The following is an 18,887-nucleotide window of genomic DNA, read 5'->3' as shown; positions in this document are numbered from 1 at the left end:
ATCCGCACCGCCGCGGCTCGCTACCCTTGGACGGTGGGATTGAGGAAAGATGCGCGTCGCGCGGTGAAGCTCGCCAAGGACATCATGTGGTCGCGCCGGGCGCAGCGCGCGCTCACGTCGAAGCTCGCCGGCCGGCCGGCGCTCGAGCCGCACCGCTACCGCATCGGCGTGTACTTCGCCGACGGCAAGGTCAACCTCTACCAGCTGCGCCAGTGGTACGCACCGCTCGCCGAGCTCGCCGAGACGCACCCCGTGCTCATCCTGAGCCGGGCGTCGGGCGCGGCGCTGAAGCTCCTCGACGAGTCGCCGCTGCCGGTCGCCTACGTGCGCCGGGTGGCCGACCTCGAGCGGGTCATCCATGAACAAGACCTGCACGTCATCCTCTACGTGAACCAGAACGCGAAGAACTTCCAGATGATGCGCTACGGGCGCCGCTGGCACGTGTTCATCAACCACGGCGAGTCCGACAAGATGTACATGACCACGAACCAGTTCAAGGCGTACGACTACGCGCTGATCGCGGGCGACGCGGCGAGGGCGCGGCTCGACAAGGTGCTGTGGGACTACGACTTCGACAAGCGGGCGATCCCCATCGGGCGCCCGCAGGCCGACCACTACCTCGACGGCTCGCCGCTGCCGTACACGCCCGACGAGCGCGAGGTCGTGCTCTACGCACCCACGTGGGAGGGCGACCGCGCGGCCGCGGCCTACGGGTCGATCGCGTCGCACGGCGTCGCCCTCGTCGAGGGGCTGCTCGCGACGGGTCGGCATCGGGTCATCTACCGGCCGCACCCTCGTTCGGGCGTGCTCGACGAGGCGTACGCCGCCGCGAACAAGCGCATCATCGCCGCGCTCGAGCAGGCCAACGCCGCCGACCCGACGGCCCAGCACGTCTACGACGACGGGCCCAGGCTCGGCTGGCAGCTCGCGGCGGCCGACGTCGCGATCGTCGACATCTCGGCGATGGTCTACGACCGCCTCGCCGCCGGCAAGCCGCTGCTCATCACCCGCCCGGTGAACCCGGCCGCGCAGGTCGACACGAGCGGCTACCTGCAGGCGTGCGAGTGGCTCGACGCGGCGGATGCCCCGGCGCTCGTCGCCCGCGTCGACGAGGTCGCGCACGACGCGTCGGCGCTCGAGCGACTGAAGTACTGGGTCGAACGCTACTTCGGCGACACGACGCCCGGGGTGACGACGGCCCGGTTCCACGCGGCGATCGACCACCTCATGGCCGAGTGGGAGCGCTTCGCCGCCCTGCACGCCGCAGACGGCGAGCTCGACGACCACGACGTCGAGGGCGAGCGGGCCGAGGCCGGCGCGGGCGACGAGTCCGACCTCGGCTGACGCGGATCTCCGCTGGTCGAGGAGCGCGCGACGGCGGAGCACGCGTCTCGAAACCCCGCCCTCGGCGCATCCGACGACTTACACTGACGGCATGCCGCAGCTCATCACCGAAGCCGACCTCGACCAGCTCGAACTCCGGGTCTCCGACGGGCCGGGGCACCACCTCGCGCAGGCGGAGGAGCTCGAGCGGTGGGCGAGCGAGGGCGACGGATTCGCACTCGCCGACGGCGTGCGCCGGGCGCAGCTGCTGTTCATCGCGGCCGAGCACCTCGAGGCCGCGGGTGAGCTCGATCGGGCGCTGGCGGTCGCGCAGCGGGCGGTCGCGGCATCCGACGTCGAGCCGGGTGAAGCCGGGGGAACGCTCGTCGCCCTGCTGCTCGACCTCGGCCGGCGCGATGAGGCGCTCGCCGAGACCGACCGCCTGCGCGCCGAGCGGGTCGACAACTGGTGGCACCTGCTGTCGGTCGCCGAGGTGTTCGAGATGAACGACGAGTTCGAGCTCGCCGAACGCTGGTTCGTCATCACGCTGCACCGCGTCGAGCGCGACCCCGAGCACGACGTCGACGACCGCATCACCGCCCTGGCCGGTCGCTACCGCGTGCGGCGCGACGCGGGCAAGCCCGAGGACGTGCTCGACGTCGAGACGCGCGAGCTGGCCGGCCTGCTCGGGGTGGAGCTGGGGTAGCCGCCGCTGCCGCGCTGGTTGCCCACGAGGAAGAGCAGGATCGACGCGCCGGTCGCGACGGCGCCGGCGATCGGGATCATGGCGATGCCGCCGACGGCGTCGGCGGCGTTGCCGAGCGGGGGTGCGATCGCGATGCCGAGGTACATCGCGGTGGAGAACCACGACATCGTGAACGCGGCCGATCCGGGTGCGAGCGAGACGAGGCGGTGCTGCATCGGAATCGTGATCGCGAACGCCGCGGCGCCCCACACGGCGAAGACCGCGACGAGGGCCGGGTAGGACCCTTCGAGCGGTGAGATCGCCAGGAGGCAGACCAGTTGGACGGCCAGCGCGCAGATTGCCGCCGTTCGGCTGCCGAGGCGATCGGTGAGCGTGCCGGCCACGGCGTTACCGACGACGCCCGCTGCACCGTACACGAGCAGCAGCGTCGCGAGCAGGCCGCCGGACCCGCCGGTCGCCGCCGACGTGACGGCAGCGCTGAAGATGTAGACGACGTTGAACGCGGCGACCGTCATCGTGACCGCGACGAGCGTGATGACGATACGACGGTCGGCGAGCGGTGCGAGGCGCGCCCCCACGGTCGCGACGCCGGTGCGTGCGGGCAGGCGGAACATGGCCAGCAGCGGAAGCGCGACCGCGAGGCCCGCGACGGCGAGGATCCACAACGGTGCACGCCAGCCCGCAGACGTTCCGACGAGCGTGCCGAGCGGTGCGCCGACGGCGGTGGCGAGGGTGAACCCGGCGCCGACGATCGCGAGCGACCGACCTCGGTGCGCTGCGGGCCCGAGTTGCGCGCCGACCGCCGTCGCGACGGGAACGAGGGCGGCGCCGCCGAGCGCGGCGATCACGCGCCCGGCGGCGAACCACCCGAGCGTCTCGGCGGCCGCGGTGGTCGCCGCGCCCGCAGCGAACAGGACCGCCCCGCTCGCCATCAGCACGCGTTGCGGCACCCGTGGCAGGAGGATCGCGATCACCGGCGCGGCGACGGCGACGACCAGCGAGTACGCCGTGATCGTGTAGCTGACCTCGGCCGAGGTCGCGTCGAACGCGGCCGCTATGCGGGGGAGCAGGCCCGCGATGACGAACGCATTGGTGCCGACCATGAACAGGGCACCCGCCAGGACGATGAGTCGAGGCAGGGTTGCGCCGTATGATTGTTTGATCGTCGTCATACGGTTCACGGTAGGCGTTTGTTCGATGACTGTCAAACAGATTCTGGAGGATCGTCATGCCATCGGAGGCGGACCCGTACCCCGTGCCGGACCTCGACGGCGTCGAACTGGTCGACGTGCTGCGCGCCGTCGCCGACCCGGCTCGACTGGCCATCGTGCGTGTGCTCGCCGACGGCGAGCCGCACGCGAAGACCCCCGACGTGTGGGGCCTCGACATTCAGAAGTCGACGCTGTCGCACCACTTCCGCACCCTCCGAGAGGCGGGGCTCACCCGCACGATCGTGAGCGGGCGAACGCACGAGATCCAGCTTCGGCGGTCTGAGCTCGATCGCCGTTTTCCGGGCCTGATCGAGGCGCTGCTCGGCGGGTAGCGGGGCTCGGGCGCCGGGCGTGCCCGGCTCGACGTCGTTGCGACGGGTCAGCCGCTGTCGCGACCGTCGCGGAGCTGGGGCTCGGCGTCGCCGGAGCCCGCAGCGTCATCGCCCGCCCCCGGGGTCGCCCGCAGTGAACCCAATCGCTCGAACGGCCGCTTCGCCGCCCGTCCGAGGGTGCCGGCCGCACGCGCGACCCGCTTGCCGGTCGAGGTGAGCACCGTCTCGTCGCCGACCGGCTCGAGCTCCGCGGGCAGCACCGCGGGCGCCTGCCCGAACGCGAGCCGCGACTGGGCGAGCACCCGGCGGCCGAGCACGTGGTTGCCGACCCCGCCGATCGCGGCGCCGATGCCGAAGGGGATCGCCTTGCCGATGATGCCCGCGCCGCCGCGCACGGCGAACTGCTTCACGAAGGTGCGGCGCAGCTGGTCGGCGACCGTGCCGACCATCGCCTTCGGCAGGCTGTTCGTGATGAGCTCGCCCCAGTAGGCGCTCCGCGCGATGCCCGACCCCGTCGCCTGGCCGGCGAACTGCCGCACGAGGTCGCTGCCCTCGTTGCCGAGCATGAGCGTCATGACGAGCGCGCGCGCACGCTCGGGGCTCTCGAGCGGGATGCCGTGCACCTCGGTGACCGACTGCGCGAACAGCGCCGTCGCCTCGAGGAACCCGGCGGTCTCGACGCCGGAGAGCGCCAGCGTGATGCCGGTGCTGATGCCGGGGATCACCGCGGTCGCCCCGACGGCGGCGCCGCCCGTCGTCACCGCCGTGAGATAACGGCGTTCGAGGATGCGCACGAGCTGGTCGGGCGTCGCGCCCGGTGCCCGCCGGCGGATGCTGCGCAGGTGGGCGACGACGACGGGCCGCTGGATCGCGAGCGCGCGGTCGATCGCGTGCTCGACGCCGTGGGCGCGGCCCTGGTCGGCGTTCGGTTGCGCGGTGCCCTCGCGCGGGGCATCCGACCCCATCGTCGTGATCGTGTGCACCGGCTCGGCCATGCGGTCGATCATAGATCGCCATGCTGGAGACGTCCCCCGTTTCGGACGAGTTTTGCCCCCCAAAGTGAGGGTTTCTCTTGTCAGTCGGAACGGCGGAGGAGTAGAACGGGCGGCGGGTGCACACACGCTGGGGGATGTGCGCCGCGCTGGCATCGACTTGGGGGGACGTCATGCGCGCACTGAACGACCCGAACCGTTCGAACTCGCAGACCGGAGGGGCTGGCCGACGGCGCCGTCCGCCCGACGGGCGACGATGGGCGTTCCGCGCCGTCGCCGTCGTCGGCGCCTGGGCCCTCGCGCTGACCGGTGCGCAGGTCGCGTACGCCGACCCCGTCACCGACTCGGCGGACGTCGCCCAGCTGAGGGCCGGCATCGCCGCCTTCGCCGAGGTCGCCCTCGGCGACTACGAGAGCGTCGGCCCGCTCGCTGCGGCGCTGCCGCTCGCCGACACCGCGCCGGGGGTCGCCGTCGTCCACCCCGGCTCCGCGATGCACCTCGCGAGCACGTTCGAGGCGGGCGTGAAGACCGCGCTGCTGGGCCTCGAGCAGCAGGCGACGACCGCCGACTTCATGGCGGGCGTCGACGGGCTCGATGCCGAGATCGCGGGCACACAGCTCGACCTGACCACGTCGAACCTCGTCGATTCCGGCGACACGCGCGGGTTCGACCTCGCGATCCGCGCCTCGCGGACGGTCGACTCGCCCCTCGCGATCGTCGACCCCGACGGCCCGGGCGGGGAGCCGCTGCGGCTCGTCACCGCGGAGGCCGATCCCGCCCCGTACGACCTCGCCTTCGAGTTCACCGGCAGGGTGCGCACCGATCCGCAGGGCGTGCGCTTCTGGCTCGACACGACCGGGGGTGAGCCCGAGGTCACCTTCACCGCAGCGCTCGCGGGCGACGCCGCGTTCGCATTCCCCGGTGGAGCTGCGGCGATCGGCGTCGGCGACGTCGAGATCCTCGACGGCAGCACGGTCGACGTCGACGCCGAGTGGTCGGGCACGATCGACGACGTCAACGGCGACGGCCGCCTCGCGATGTTCGAGCCGCCGGCATTCGAGGGCGGCGAGCAGACGCCCGGCGAGCTCACCGTGCCCGCCGACCAGCTCACGACCTTCGAGCTCGCCGGCACGGCGACCGCCGACGTCCGCTTCGGGTCCGACCTGCTCGGCCTCTCGTCGAGCCCGGCACCGTCGCTGAGCCTGGACGCCGACCTCGCGCTCGTACCCGAACCGCTCGCCGACCTCGTCGCGACCGACGCCGACCTCGACGCGTTCGAGGCGTTCACGCGGCTCGGGCCGGTCGACCTCGTGTCGGGTGTCATCCAGTACGGCACCCTGCTGCGGGCGCTGCAGCGGCATCCGAACGTGGATGCCTCGCTGCCGCTGGCCAGCGGCATGCTGAGCGAGCTCTACGACCTCGGCGCCGAGTTCTCGAAGCTCGCCGAGGACCTCATCGACGTCCAGCCCGACCCCGATCCCGACCCGGCCGACCCGCAGCCGGTGATCGACGTCGGCATCTCGACGGTCGGCGACCTCGCCGATCGCATCGAGAGCGACATCCCCGGCGCACCCGGCACCATCACGCCCGTCTACGACCGGGATGCGGCCGAGGTCCGGCTCGACTTCACCATCCACACGGGGCTCGACGGTGAGCCCGACGTTCCGCCCGTGCTCGAGGACCAGCCCGACGACGACACGCCGCCCCCGGGGCAGGCGGCCTTCGGCGACCAGCTGCTCGACGACACGGGGCTGCGCGGGGTCGCCGCCTCCGGCACGCCCGTGACCGTCGAGACCGACGTCGCCGTCGACATCGACCTGCCCATCCTGATCGACCTCGCCGAGGCCGCACCGGCCGCCGACGACGCCGACACGGCGGTCGTCGAGTTCGAGTCGCCGATGGTGTACGAGCGGTTCGGCACCGAACTCGTCGACGGCACCGAGGTCAGCATCACGCAGGAGGCGGCGGCCGACGTGCACGCGGAGGGGCAGCTCGGCTTCGTCCCGGCCACCATCGGCGGCACCTGGAAGCTCGGGCAGGACGGCACCGAGTCGACGACCGAGGCCGACGTGACGCCCGCTGCCGGCAAGACGGCCACCCCGCGACTCGTCGACATGCTGGCCGGGCTCTACGAGCGCGACGGCCAGCCGCCGACGTATCCGGTCGGCGATGCCCAGCGGCACGCCGTCGTCGACGCCGACTACACGGTCGACGGGCACGGCGCCGACCCCGCCCAGCATCTCACCGAGGCGCCCGGAACCTTCACGGTCGACGGCACCGGATTCGACCACGAGACCTATGCGGTGGCGTTCGGCAACGACGAGATGACGCTCCTGCGGGCGCTCGATATCGACACCTCCGAACCCGATCGGCTGCTCGGCCGCGCGCTCGACGGCATCGGTGCAGTCGTCGACCGGCTCGACGACGTCGACAGCCTCGTCGGCGGCGAGGCGGTGCCGTTCCTCAACCGCGGCGTCGGCAGCATCCTGCGGGAGGTGACGGGCCTGCGCGATCGCTACAACGAGTTCCGCGGCGGCCTGCTGCCGACCGACCTCGGCAAGCTCGAGAGCGGTCTCGAGACGGCGCTCGAGCTCGGCGTGACGTTCCGCCTGCGCGACCTCGACGACGGCGGCGCCGTCGAGCCCGCGCTCGTCGCCGCATTCGACGGCACCCGTGCCGCGCAGGCCGACGTGCCGATGTCGTTCGTGAATGCCGAGCTGCCCGCGATCGCCGGCACGGAGGGCGAAGGGCTGCTGCATGCCGCCCTCACCGCCCAGCTGGACCTCGGCCTCGTCGTGGGCCTCGACGCCGACGACGCGGCGTCGGCGCCGCGCCTGCTCGACTCGAGCCGCGTGAGCGTGACCGCCGAGGTCACCGAGCAGCCGCCGGGGTCGGTGCAGCTCGGCGTGCACCTCGGCCCGTTCTCGGCGCAGCTCGGCGACGCGACGAACAAGACCGGTCGCATCGCGGTCGGCGTGCGGTTCGCGCTCGAGCGCACGGGAGCGCCCCAGCCGGGCGACCCGGCCGAGACGCCGCTCGAGCTGGCCGACTTCTTCGACGGCGACTTCACGGCCGACGCGACCTCGCCCGCCGACGGCGGCAAGTACTCGTGCGCGGCACCGGGCCAGGCGCCCGTCGAGGGCACGTTCGCGTGCGCCGCGCTGCCGGTGCTCGTCGACCTCGGATCGGGACCGGCACTGCCGAGCGGGGCGCCCGCGACCGCGCCGACCGCCGACGACTACCTCACGATCTCGTACGACGACCTCTCGGCCGCGCCCGACGTGAGCGCCCCGGCGGCGCTCGCGAACGTGCTCGACGCGGCGAGCTTCAGCTTCGACAGCTTCGGCGACGGCCTGAAGTCGATCAGCAAGATGCTCGGCATCGCGATCGAGGCGAGCAAGGCGGGCGGCGACCTCCCGGTCGTCGGCGACGACCTGACCGAGCTCGCCGACGGCCTCGGCGACGTCAAGGCGTTCCTCGACGACCCGCAGATCCCCGGTCTGCCCGATTCCGACGTGAACGCCGCGGTGTACGGCGCGGGCGGCATCCGCGACGTGCTCGCGCAGAAGCTCATCGCCGCCGGCGTGCTCCGCGACAGCGACTACCAGGCGGTCGGGACGTTCCCGGGCGACGCCGACACGGTGCCGAGCGCCACCGACCTCCGCGTCGTCGCGATCTGCGACGACGGCGGAACCGAGGCGCTCTGCGACGGCACCGAGTCGCTGACCTCCCTCGTCGACCTCAGGTTCGAGCTCGAGCTCGGCCAGGGCGCCCGCGACCTGTCGGGCGGATGCCCCGTCGGCGACGCCGCCGCGTGCCCGGGCGTCACCGACATCCCGCTCGACCTCGGGCTGCCGGGCCTGCCGCTCTCGCTCACCGGCACCGTGACCGCGAGCGCCGGGTGGACCGTCGAGCTCGGCTTCGGCGTCTCGCGGGACGACGGCTTCTACCTGCTCGACAACCCGGTTCCGGGCACCGGCGCCGCCGATCCCGAGGGGGCGGGCGGCCTCGAGGAGATCCGCGTGAACGTGGGGGCGAACCTCGCCGCCGGGGTGCCGATCGCCGGCCGCATCGGGTTCATCGGCATGAAGGCCGAGGACCGCAGCACCGATCCGAATGCGCCGAGCGGGGCACGGCTGAGCGCCCAGCTCGGGCTCGACGCACCGGGATGCGAGAACCTCGACCCGGCGACGTACGGCGACGGCGTCACGGGCGCGCACTGCACGAGCGTCATCCCGATCGGCTCCTTCCTCTCGGGCGACGTCGGCGACCTGCTCACCGAGCCGCGCATCGAGGGCGGCATCCACCTCGACCTCGACATCGACACGGGCATCGCCGACGGCGGCAACGTCAACACGACCCTGCCGACGTTCACCGCGGAGTTCGGGCTCACGTGGGAGTTCGACGGCAGCGGTGCGGGCGACCTCGAGCTCGAACTGCGCAACATCGGCGTCGCTCCGGGCGAGATGTTCACCAAGTTGTTCGGCGAGGTGCTGCGCACGCTCGACCCGATCCTCGCGCCGACGAAGCCCGTGCGCGAGTTCCTGTTCTCACCGATCCCGGTGATCAGCGACCTGTCGGAGTACTTCGGCGGCGACCCCGTGACGATGGTCACGCTCGCGAAGGCGCTCGGCGTCGTCGACGTGTCGCTCCTCGAGGACATCGACCAGCTGTTCGACTTCCTCGAGATGATCGAGGGCCTCGCCGACGGGTCGCCGTTCATCCTCGTCGACGAGCTGGAGCTCTCGCCCGAGACCGCCCGCGGCGCCCCGCTCACGCAGGATCAGAAGCTGAAGGCCGTGCAGGGGTCCGCCGCGATGACGGGCAACCCCGAAGCGCAGGTCGGCACCGCGCTCGGCGGCTCCTCCGACGACTTCGACAAGCTGCGGCAGAAGGGCGCGCCGAGCACGGAGTCGGACTTCTCCTTCCCGATGTTCGACGACCCGACGTGCCTCGTCGGCCTGCTGCTCGGCAAGGACTGCTCGGTCGTCGAATGGCGTCCCGACCCGCTCGCCGTGCACATGGAGTACACGCAGAGCTTCGGGCCGTTCTTCGGCGTGCTGTACATCACGATCGGCGGCGCGCTCGACGCCAAGGCACAGGTCGGCGGCGGCGTCTCGACGCGCGGCGTGCGGATGCTCGCCGAGTCGATCATCGGCGGCGAGGTCGACAGCCCGCTCGACGCGGCCGCCAAGGCCGGCAGCGCGTTCCTGCAGAGCCTCTACCTGACCGACCTCGACGCCGAGGGCAAGGACATCCCCGAGTTCGAGATCTCGGGCACGATCACCGCCGGCGCGAAGCTCGACATCTTCATCGCCGAGGCGGGCGTGAAGGGCGGCATCACGGCGACCTTCGGGCTCAACCTCAACGACACCCCCGAGGCCGACGGCCGCATGCACATCGACGAGATCGTCGCGAAGTTCAAGACGCCGATCTGCCTCTTCGACATCGAGGGCAAGCTCGTCGCGTTCCTCGAGGTGTACGCCGAGTTCGGGCCGTGCCCGTTCTGCTACTCCGACAGCTGGCGGCTCGCCGAGGTGACGCTGTTCGAGTTCTCGTCGTCGTGCGACGACCAGACGCCGAACCTCGCGAGCGCCGAGGGCGGCTGGGTCGTGCTCAACGTCGGCAGCCGCGCCGACACGCGCGGGGCCTTCCAGGAGGTCGAGAGCGAGTCGTTCACGGTGCACCAGCTGAGCGCCGAACCGCAGGGCGGCGAGTACGAGTTCAGCATCAGCGCGTTCGGCTACACCGAGACCGAGAAGGGCATCGGCGTGCGAATCGTCGACGCCCTGGGCGGCAACGACTCGTTCCTCTTCAACGGGTCGGGCGCCGGGGCGAAGCCCGGTGACCTGAACCCCGAGACGAACGATCCGCCCGCGACCGGCGAGTGGCCGTTCAGCGCGCCCGTCGACGCGCAGACGCTCGGCGGCGGAGACGACCGCATCATCACCGGTGCGGGCGACGACGCGGTCAACGGCGGCGACGGGGCCGACACGATCAACCTGGGCGACGGCACCAACACCGCATCGGGCGACAACCCCGACGGGTCGGGCAGCGGCCGGGACACGATCACCGGCGGCGAGGGCGTCGACACCCTGCGCGGCGGCGGCGACAACGACAACATCGACGGCGGGCTCGCCGCAGACGTCCTGCGCGGCGACGGCGGCAACGACACGCTCCGCGGCGGCAAGGACAAGCTGTCGGTGCCGCCGGGCCAGACGCCGCCCGAGGACAAGCCCAACAAGATCGACGCCGGAGACCTCATCATCGGCGGCGCCGACGCCGACACGCTGCTCGGCGGCAGCGGCGGCGATCGCCTCTTCGGCGACGACACCCCCGACGCGACACCCGAGGACGACACCGTCGACGCGGAAGGCGCTGCGGCCCCGGGCACCGACGGCGTCGACCGCATCGAGGGCGAGGCGGGTGCCGACGTGATCTTCGGCGGCGGCGCCCCCGACGAGCTGTTCGGCGGGTTCCGGCTCGTCGCGAGCGGCACCGACGACTCGGCCGACCAGATCCAGGGCGGCGACGGCGCCGACACGTTGTGGGGTTCGAACGGCGCCGACCTGCTCTACGGCGGACGCGGAGGCGACACGATCAACGGCGAGGCCGGAGCCGACGAGGTGCACGGGCAGTCCGACGCCGACCCGGCGCTCAACGGCGGACCCGATGCCGACCGGCTGTGGGGCGGGCCCGGCGCCGACACGATGAACGGCGAGGCCGGCGCCGACGAGCTCGTCGGCGACGGCGACGGCGCGACCGATGCCACGCGGGGCGGCGACACGGCCGACGGCGGTGACGGCATGGACATCGTGCTCGGCGACGACGGCACGATCGACGGTCCTCCGGGCGCACGGGTCGCCCACCCGAGCGAGACCGTCGGCGTGGGCGACCCGTCGCTCTCGGGCGGCGGCGACGACGACCGGGTGTACGGCGAGGGCGGCGCCGACCAGGCCTACGGCGGTGCGGGCCGCGACCTCGTGCACGGCAACGGCGGTGCCGACCACGTCTTCGGCGAGACCGGCGACGACGAGGTCTGGGGCGACGGCGACGACGACTTCGGCTACGGCGGCCCCGGCGGCGACGTCGTCTTCGGCAACGCCGGCAGCGACCAGCTGCACGGGCAGGAGGGCGTCGACCTCATCGTCGGCGGGCACAACGACGCAGACGGAGCCGACGCGGGCGACACCATGTACGGCGGACCCGACGACGACCGCGCCTTCGGAGACGACGTCACGATCGACCTCGACGGCGGGTTCAACGGTGCGTTCGATCCCGGGCTCGACTCGCTCGACGACGTGACGTTCGCACCGTCGCTCGTCGTCGGCACCTACGGCGACGACATCGGCGACGGCGGCACCGGCCTCGACGAGCTGCACGGCCAGGACGCCGCCGACCGGCTGTACGGTTCCGACGACTACGACCAGCTCTTCGGCGAACTCGCGGGCGACCACCTCGTCGGCGGCGCGGACCCCGACGACCTGGTCGGCGACCAGGGCACGATGGCTCCGCCTGCTCGCGAGGTCGTGCCGCCCGCGGGCGGTTGGGAGCCCGGCACCCCGAACGGTTCGCCCGACGTGGCGATCGAGCTCGTGGCGCCCACGGTCGGTGGCGACGACCTCATCTGGGGCGACTTCGACACGGCGGATGCCCCGTGGCCGACGGGCGGCGACGACCGAGGGTACGGCGGTCACGGCACCGACACCCTGCGCGGCGGCGCGCACGACGACCACCTCGAGGGCAACGGCGGGCAGGACCGCATCTTCGGCTTCGACGAGGAGAGCGACCACACCGCCGACGACTCGACCGACGGCGCCGACGACCTGATCGGCGGATCGTCGCCGGTGAACCCGCTCGCCAAGCGCGACCCCGGGTTCAACCACGCGCTCGACGAGGGCGAGGTCGAGATGGAGGGCAACGACCTCGACGACGTCATGACCGGCGACAACGCGGTGCTCACCCGTCACGCCGATCCCGACGACCCCGACGCCTGGCGGACCGACCCGGTGACGGGCGGCGTGTTCCGCGAGGTGACGCTCCTCGACACCGAGAAGACCGGCGCCGACCTCGACGACGTGTCGGGCGGCGACTACATGGAGGGCAACCACGACAACGACCGCATGTTCGGCGAGGGCGGCAACGACCGGGTCAAGGGCAACGCCCAGGACGACCTCGTCGAGGGCAACCAGGACGGCGACTGGCTCGAGGGCAACGCCCAGGAGGACGACGTGATCGGCGGCTCGTCCTTCCCCGACCTGCCCGACTCGGGCGACGTGCTGTGGGGCGGCGGCGGCGCCGACGTGCTCGCGGGCGACAACGCGTGCATCGTGCGCGACGTGCCCGGCATCGAGTTCGACCCGAGCTCGTGCCCGGCGCTCGACGACCCCGCACCCGATGAGTTCCACTACGTGACGAGCCAGCTCGGCGTCGAGACGCGGCGCGGACTCGTCTACCACGACCTCGACGGGCCGCTCGCGAGCGAGTTCGGCCGCGACACGCTGAACGGCGGCTCGGGCGTCGACGCCGAGTTCGGCCAGGACGGCGGTGACGCGCTGTTCGGCGACGGCGGCGCCGACTTCCAGCACGGCAACGGCGACGCCGACATCGTGGTGGGCGACCGGCCGGTCACCGACTACGCGAGCATCCAGCTCCCGCCCGAGGTCGGGGGAGCGCTGCCCGCGCTCCCGGCGGTCCCCGGCGGACTCCCGGGTGCGGCGAGCACCGGGGCCTTCCTGGTCGGACCGGCCGAGGCCGACGGACAGGACGACCAGTTCGGCGGATCGAACCTCGCGGCGCACCGCGACACGGGCGACTGGCTCTTCGGCGACGGTGCGGCCGACTTCCAGCTCGGCGACAACGGCGAGATCGACCGCACCGTCGAGGGTGAGGGCGACGACGCCGCCTACGCCGTCTCCGAGGAGCGGTACCCCGGCAACGAGCCGCCCGACGACGGCTCGGCGGTCATCGAGCGCGACGTCACCCGCTACGACGTCGGGGCGCCGGCGGCGGCGGGCGTCTGGGGCGCCGACCTGATCTTCGGCGGCAACGGCACGAACCCGCTCATCTCGCAGGGCGCGGGCGACGGCGACGACAGCCAGTGGGGCCAGGACGGCGACGACAAGCTGTTCGGCGAGGACGGCGCCGACGACCAGTACGGCGAGCTCGGCGACGACGTGATGTGGGGCGGCGCCGGCGAGGACGCGATGGTCGGCGACCGCGGCGGCGTGCAGACGCGCTTCGTCGAGGTCGACGGCAGCGACGCGGACGATCCCGACATCCTGACGCACACGAGCCAGGGCCCTCCGGGCATCAACCTCGGCGGACCGGACGCGGGCGCGCAGGACGCGGTGCTGCATCCCTTCGAGGCGCACCCGCTGTACCGCGGCACGTCGCTCACGCACGACCGCGACGGGTCGGTGCTGGAGAAGAACGGGCACGACGCCGGCGGCGCCGACCGCATGCGCGGCGGTCCCGGGCACGACTCGATGCACGGCGGCGAGGGCGCCGACCTCATGAACGGCGACTCCGGCGGCGACTACGCCTACGGCGACGACGGCGCCGACGTCATGTGGGGCGGTCGCGGCGACCCGACGGTCGGCACGCCCGCCCTGCCCGGCCGCAATGCGCCCGGCGCGAACGGCGAGTGGCTCGACGTGCTCTTCGGCGGCTACGGCGCGAGCGCGAGCGAGGCGGGTGCCGACATCCTCGACTACCAGCCTCGCCCGGGCATCGACTCGCCCGTCTGGCAGACGATGGTCGCCGCGTACGCCGACACGGCTCCCGAGAACACGGGTTCCGAGTCCCGCCAGCACCACCACGGCACCGACTGGCTCTACGGCGGATGGGACCGCGACGTGCTGCAGGCGGATGTCTCGGCGAACGGCCCGAACGACGGCGACAAGCTGCTCGACTGGAACGGCGCCTACAACCTCTACACCGCGTGCAACGCGGCCTACGGCGGCTGGAACGACGTGCGCAAGCTCGACCCGAACAACCTGCTCGGACTCGAGAAGCTCGCCTACGTCACCGGCGCCCGGACCGACTTCGACGGTGCGCCGACGCTGCAGGACGTCCAGGCGGCCGGCGGCTCGGCCGCCCGCGAGGCGGCGATCGTCTACACGAAGGACCTCAAGAACAACTCGGGCAAGGCGTTCTCGTCGACGCCCGGGCACTTCGAGAACTTCATCTGCGACACCGACTGACGGCGCGTGCGCCGCCGGTCGGCACGAGCGGCATGGATGCCCCGGGCTGGGGACGCCCGGGGCATCCACGTCACCCGCCGTCGCACACGGCGGAACCTCGATACCATCGAAGCTCACCCCCGCACCGATCCTCGAGGAGCGCCGTGAAGTACGTCTCGACCCGCGGCGGCATGCAGCCGTCGCCGTTCGCCGAGATCCTGGTCGAGGGCCTCGCGCCCGACGGCGGGCTCGTGGTGCCCGAGACGGTGCCGCACGTGTCGGCGGCGCAGCTCGAGGCGTGGCGGGGGCTCGACTACGCGGGGCTCGCGATCGAGGTGATCGGGCGCTACGCCGACGGCGTGCCGCGCGACGACCTCGAGCGGCTCTGCCGCGCCGCCTACGCCCCCGAGGTCTTCGACCGCGACGAGATCGTGCCGGTCACTCGCCTCGACGACGAGTTGGCGCTCGTCGGGCTCAGTGAGGGGCCGACGCTCGCCTTCAAGGACATGGCGATGCAGTTCCTCGGCCAGGCGCTCGAGTACGCGCTCGCCCACGACGGCTCGACCCTCAACATCCTCGGTGCGACCTCTGGCGACACCGGGTCGGCGGCCGAGTACGCACTGCGCGGCAAGCGCGGCATCGCCGTCTTCATGCTCTCGCCGCAGGGCCGCATGAGCCGGTTCCAGCGTGCGCAGATGTATTCGCTCACCGACCCGAACATCCACAACATCGCGGTCGCGGGCGACTTCGACGACTGCCAGCACCTCGTGAAGCAGATCGCGGGCGACGCCGACTTCAAGCGCCGGTACCGCATCGGCGCGGTCAACTCGATCAACTTCGCCCGCGTGTGCGCGCAGATCGTCTACTACTTCTGGGCGTGGCTGCGCGTGACCGACGCGCTGCCCGAGGCGGAGCGCGCCGGGCGGCAGATCGACGTCACCGTGCCCTCGGGCAACTTCGGCAACATCTTCTCGGGCTACCTCGCGCGCCGCATGGGCGTGCCGATCCGCCGGCTCGTGCTCGCCACGAACGAGAACAACGTGCTCGACGAGTTCTTCCGCACGGGCGTCTACCGGCCGCGCGCGGGCGTCGAGGCACTCGCGACGTCGAGCCCCTCGATGGACATCTCGCGCGCCTCGAACTTCGAGCGATTCGTGTTCGAGGTGCTCGGCCGCGATCCCGAGCGGCTGCGCGACGCATGGGCGGGGCTCGAGCGCGACGGCGTGCTCGACCTCTCGGCCGAGCGCGAGCGCTTCGCCGACGAGTTCGGCTTCGTGAGCGGGTCGAGCACCCACGCCGACCGGGTCGCGACGATCCGCGACAGCCACGAGCGCTACGGCGTCGTCGTCGACCCGCACACGGCCGACGGGCTCGCCGTCGCCCGGCGCCATCTCGAGCGGGGCGTCCCGATGCTCGTGCTCGAGACCGCGAAGCCCGCCAAGTTCCCCGAGATCGTCGCAGAGGCGATCGGCCGCGAGCCCGAGGTGCCCGAGCACCTGCGCGAGCTGCTCGAGGCGCCGCAGGTCGTCACCGAGGCGGCGAACGACGCGGCCGGGATCCGCGCGATCATCGAGCGCGACGCGCTGGCCTGACGGGTCGTACCCGACCGACGGTCGCACTCGCGCCGCCCGCGTCCGCCGCTCCCGCGCCGCGCGCTCGCGCCGTGGGAACCACCTCCGGTCGTGGGAACCGCATTCGAACATGGTTCCCACGACCGAACATGGTTCTCTCGCGAAAGCGTGCACGCGGGAGAGCCGGCGGGCCGGCGGGCGGCGGGAGGGATGCTGCAGCGCAGTGCGTACGGGCTACTTCTTGACGCCGTAGTCGGCGTTGTAGCGCGCGAGCACCTCGTCGATCGGAGCGTCGAGCGCCAGGCGGCCCTTGTCGAGGTAGAGCCCGCGCGTGCAGAACCGGCGCAGGTCGCGCTCGTTGTGCGAGACGAAGAACAGGGTGCGGCCGCCCGCGAGCAGCTCGTCGATGCGTCGGTAGCACTTCTCGCGGAACGCCGCGTCGCCGACGGCGAGCACCTCGTCGACGAGCAGGATCGGCTCCTCGAGCTGCGAGATCACGGCGAATGCGATGCGCACCTTCATGCCGCTCGACAGGTGCTTGTACGGGGTCTCGAGGAAGTCGCCGATCTCGGCGAACTCGATGACCTCGTCGAACTTCGCATCGATCTGCGCACGGGTCATGCCGTGCAAGCCCGCCGTGAGGTACACGTTGTCGCGCACGGTGAGCTCGCCGACGAACCCGCCGGTGATCTCGATGAGCGGCGCCACGCCGCCCGTGATCTCGACGGAGCCCTCGTCGGGCAGCATGACGCCGGCGACGAGCTTCAGCAGCGTCGACTTGCCCTGGCCGTTGCGGCCGACGACGCCGATCGCCTCGCCGGGCCGCACCTCGATCGAGACGTCGCGCAGCGCCCAGAACTCGCCGGGACGCGTGCGACGCCGCTTGCCGGCGAACAGGTCCTTGAACGAGCGCCGACCGCGCCGGTTGCGGCGGAACCGGATGCCGAGGCCCTCCGTGCGGATCGCGGTCGGCTCCTGGGCCGGGGCGGCACCGGAGGGGACGGCGGTCGTCGCTTCCGTCATCAGATCTCCTTCAGCACCTGGCGTTCGCACGAACGGAACACCCAGAGCCCCAGCACGAGCAGCGCGAGCGACATGGCCGCCGAGACGCCGACGGCGAACCAGTCGAGCTCGTCGGGGAAGAATCCGGCGCGGTACAGGCTGAAGATGCCCGTGAGCGGGTTGAACGCCGCCCAGACGTGCAGCTCGCTCGGCAGGTTCGAGACGCCGTAGACGATGGGGGAGGCGTAGAAGAGGAAGCGCAGGATGAGCTTCACGGCGCGCTCGAGGTCGCGGAAGAACACGACGAGCGGCGCGACGATGAGGCACACCGCGACGGTGAGCAGCGCCTGCAGGGCGATCGCGAGCGGGAACAGCACGAGCTGCCACGACACCGCGGCCTGGAACACGATCGCGAAGAGCGCGAGCACGGGGATCGCGAGCACGAACTCGATGCCCTTCGCGAGCACGATGCGGTTCACCCAGATGGTGCGGGGGATCATCGTCGAGCGCACGAGCTTCGCGTCCTTCAGGAACGCGCGCGTCGAGTCCGACACGGCGCCGTTGAACCACATCCAGGGCAGGAGCGCCGAGAGCAGGAAGACGATGTACGGCTCGGTGCCGGTGAGCCGCTGGAACACGACCGTGAACACGAAGTAGTAGATGCCCGCCATGAGCAGCGGGTCGAGCACCGACCACACGTAGCCGAGCGCCGACGTCGAGTAGCGCACCTTGAGGTCGCGGGTGGTGAGCAGCCAGAGCGCATGGCGGTACCGCGCCCACGGGGTCCGCTGCAGCGGATGGGCGTCGCCGTACGCGACCGGTGCGGTGCTCGTCACGCATCTCATCGTAGATGGAGCGTCGGGGTAGATTTGATGCCGACGGGTGGCGACCTGCCGAGCCCGGTCGAGAGGAGTCGTGCACCCGTGCACCGCACCAGCACCCGTGTCATCCTGAGCTGCGCCGCGATCGGCGTCGGCGGCGGCCTGTTCGCCGCGGGAGCCGGCTACTTCGCCGGACTCGTCGCGGGCATCGCGCCCATGCTCTACGGCATCACGATCGGCTCGCACTTCCTGCCGAGCGCGGTCGCCCTCGCACTGCTGAAGCGGCCGGGCGTCGGCATCCTCACCGGGTTCATCGCCGGCCTCGTCGGCGCCGCCTTCGCCCCGCAGTGGATCTGGCGCTTCCTCATGACGGGCCTGCTCGTCGGCGCCCTGCTCGAGCTCCCCTTCTTCATCACCCGGTACCGCACGTGGTCGCCGTGGCTCTTCTACGCCGCCGCCGGCGGCTCGGGGCTCGTGCTCGCCGTCGGCACGTTCATCGCGCTCGGGCCCGAGCACTACGCGCCCTGGTTCTGGGTGCTCTACCTCGCGATGTTCGCGCTCAGCCCCGTCGTGTTCACCTGGCTCGGCCGGGTCATCGCGCGATCGCTGTCGCGCGCGGGCGTCGCGCGCACCCTGACCTGAGCCCGGTGCGCGGAGCCCGCGCGGGCGGGCTCACCGGTCGACGGGCCCCTGAACGACGAAGAGCGGATGCCTCGGGGCATCCGCTCTTCGCTGTTGCGCTGTG

General features: G+C 72.2%; 10 protein-coding genes. 6 read left to right on the top strand and 4 right to left on the bottom strand.

The annotated features are described in order from the left end of the window. Positions 1 to 33: 33 nt before the first annotated feature. Both AC3RJ6_RS17515 and AC3RJ6_RS17510 read left to right on the top strand, forming a co-directional pair. Positions 34 to 1,344 carry a hypothetical protein gene (locus AC3RJ6_RS17515; protein WP_491428410.1) on the top strand — a complete coding sequence of 437 codons (1,311 nt, stop codon included), beginning with the start codon at positions 34 to 36 and terminating at the stop codon, positions 1,342 to 1,344. A 91-nt stretch (positions 1,345 to 1,435) separates the two neighbouring features. Then, on the top strand, positions 1,436 to 2,029 hold the full coding sequence (locus AC3RJ6_RS17510; RefSeq protein ID WP_491428409.1) for a hypothetical protein: 594 nt from the start codon (positions 1,436 to 1,438) through the stop codon (positions 2,027 to 2,029). On the opposite strand, the gene AC3RJ6_RS17505 is transcribed toward AC3RJ6_RS17510, so the two are convergent. After that, positions 1,936 to 3,201 (bottom strand): MFS transporter, encoded by a 1,266-nt coding sequence (locus AC3RJ6_RS17505; RefSeq protein WP_491428408.1) that lies wholly within the window; start codon positions 3,199 to 3,201, stop codon positions 1,936 to 1,938. The genes AC3RJ6_RS17510 and AC3RJ6_RS17505 overlap by 94 nt on opposite strands. A 56-nt stretch (positions 3,202 to 3,257) precedes the next feature. Here AC3RJ6_RS17505 and AC3RJ6_RS17500 point away from each other — a divergent pair, with 56 nt between their 5' ends. After that, positions 3,258 to 3,572 carry an ArsR/SmtB family transcription factor gene (locus AC3RJ6_RS17500; RefSeq protein WP_491428407.1) on the top strand — a complete coding sequence of 105 codons (315 nt, stop codon included), beginning with the start codon at positions 3,258 to 3,260 and terminating at the stop codon, positions 3,570 to 3,572. A 47-nt stretch (positions 3,573 to 3,619) separates the two neighbouring features. On the opposite strand, the gene AC3RJ6_RS17495 is transcribed toward AC3RJ6_RS17500, so the two are convergent. Then, positions 3,620 to 4,567 (bottom strand): hypothetical protein, encoded by a 948-nt coding sequence (locus AC3RJ6_RS17495; RefSeq protein ID WP_491428406.1) that lies wholly within the window; start codon positions 4,565 to 4,567, stop codon positions 3,620 to 3,622. A 170-nt stretch (positions 4,568 to 4,737) separates the two neighbouring features. Here AC3RJ6_RS17495 and AC3RJ6_RS17490 point away from each other — a divergent pair, with 170 nt between their 5' ends. Both AC3RJ6_RS17490 and thrC read left to right on the top strand, forming a co-directional pair. After that, positions 4,738 to 14,769, top strand: a complete 10,032-nt coding sequence (locus AC3RJ6_RS17490; RefSeq protein WP_491428405.1) for a calcium-binding protein — start codon at positions 4,738 to 4,740, stop codon at positions 14,767 to 14,769. A gap of 143 nt (positions 14,770 to 14,912) precedes the next feature. After that, the gene (gene thrC / locus AC3RJ6_RS17485; protein ID WP_491428404.1) at positions 14,913 to 16,340 is read left to right on the top strand and encodes a threonine synthase; all 1,428 of its coding nucleotides are present in this window, start codon (positions 14,913 to 14,915) and stop codon (positions 16,338 to 16,340) included. Between the two features lie 213 nt (positions 16,341 to 16,553). Here the strand turns inward: thrC and AC3RJ6_RS17480 are convergent, their stop codons facing one another. Together AC3RJ6_RS17480 and AC3RJ6_RS17475 are read right to left on the bottom strand one after the other, a co-directional pair. Beyond that, the gene (locus tag AC3RJ6_RS17480) at positions 16,554 to 17,342 is read right to left on the bottom strand and encodes an ABC transporter ATP-binding protein (protein ID WP_491428403.1); all 789 of its coding nucleotides are present in this window, start codon (positions 17,340 to 17,342) and stop codon (positions 16,554 to 16,556) included. Continuing rightward, positions 17,342 to 18,157: an ABC transporter permease gene (locus AC3RJ6_RS17475; RefSeq protein WP_491428402.1), complete on the bottom strand. Its 816-nt coding sequence runs from the start codon at positions 18,155 to 18,157 to the stop codon at positions 17,342 to 17,344. The genes AC3RJ6_RS17480 and AC3RJ6_RS17475 overlap by 1 nt, the downstream gene beginning before the upstream one ends. An 87-nt stretch (positions 18,158 to 18,244) precedes the next feature. Between AC3RJ6_RS17475 and AC3RJ6_RS17470 the strand changes: the two genes are divergently transcribed. Continuing rightward, on the top strand, positions 18,245 to 18,784 hold the full coding sequence (locus AC3RJ6_RS17470) for an ECF transporter S component (RefSeq protein WP_491428401.1): 540 nt from the start codon (positions 18,245 to 18,247) through the stop codon (positions 18,782 to 18,784). The last annotated feature ends 103 nt before the right edge of the window (positions 18,785 to 18,887 follow it).

The organism is Agromyces cucurbitae (genome assembly GCF_058349945.1).
Note: the sequence above shows the minus strand (reverse complement) of the source record. Positions and strands in the feature narration are given on the sequence as shown.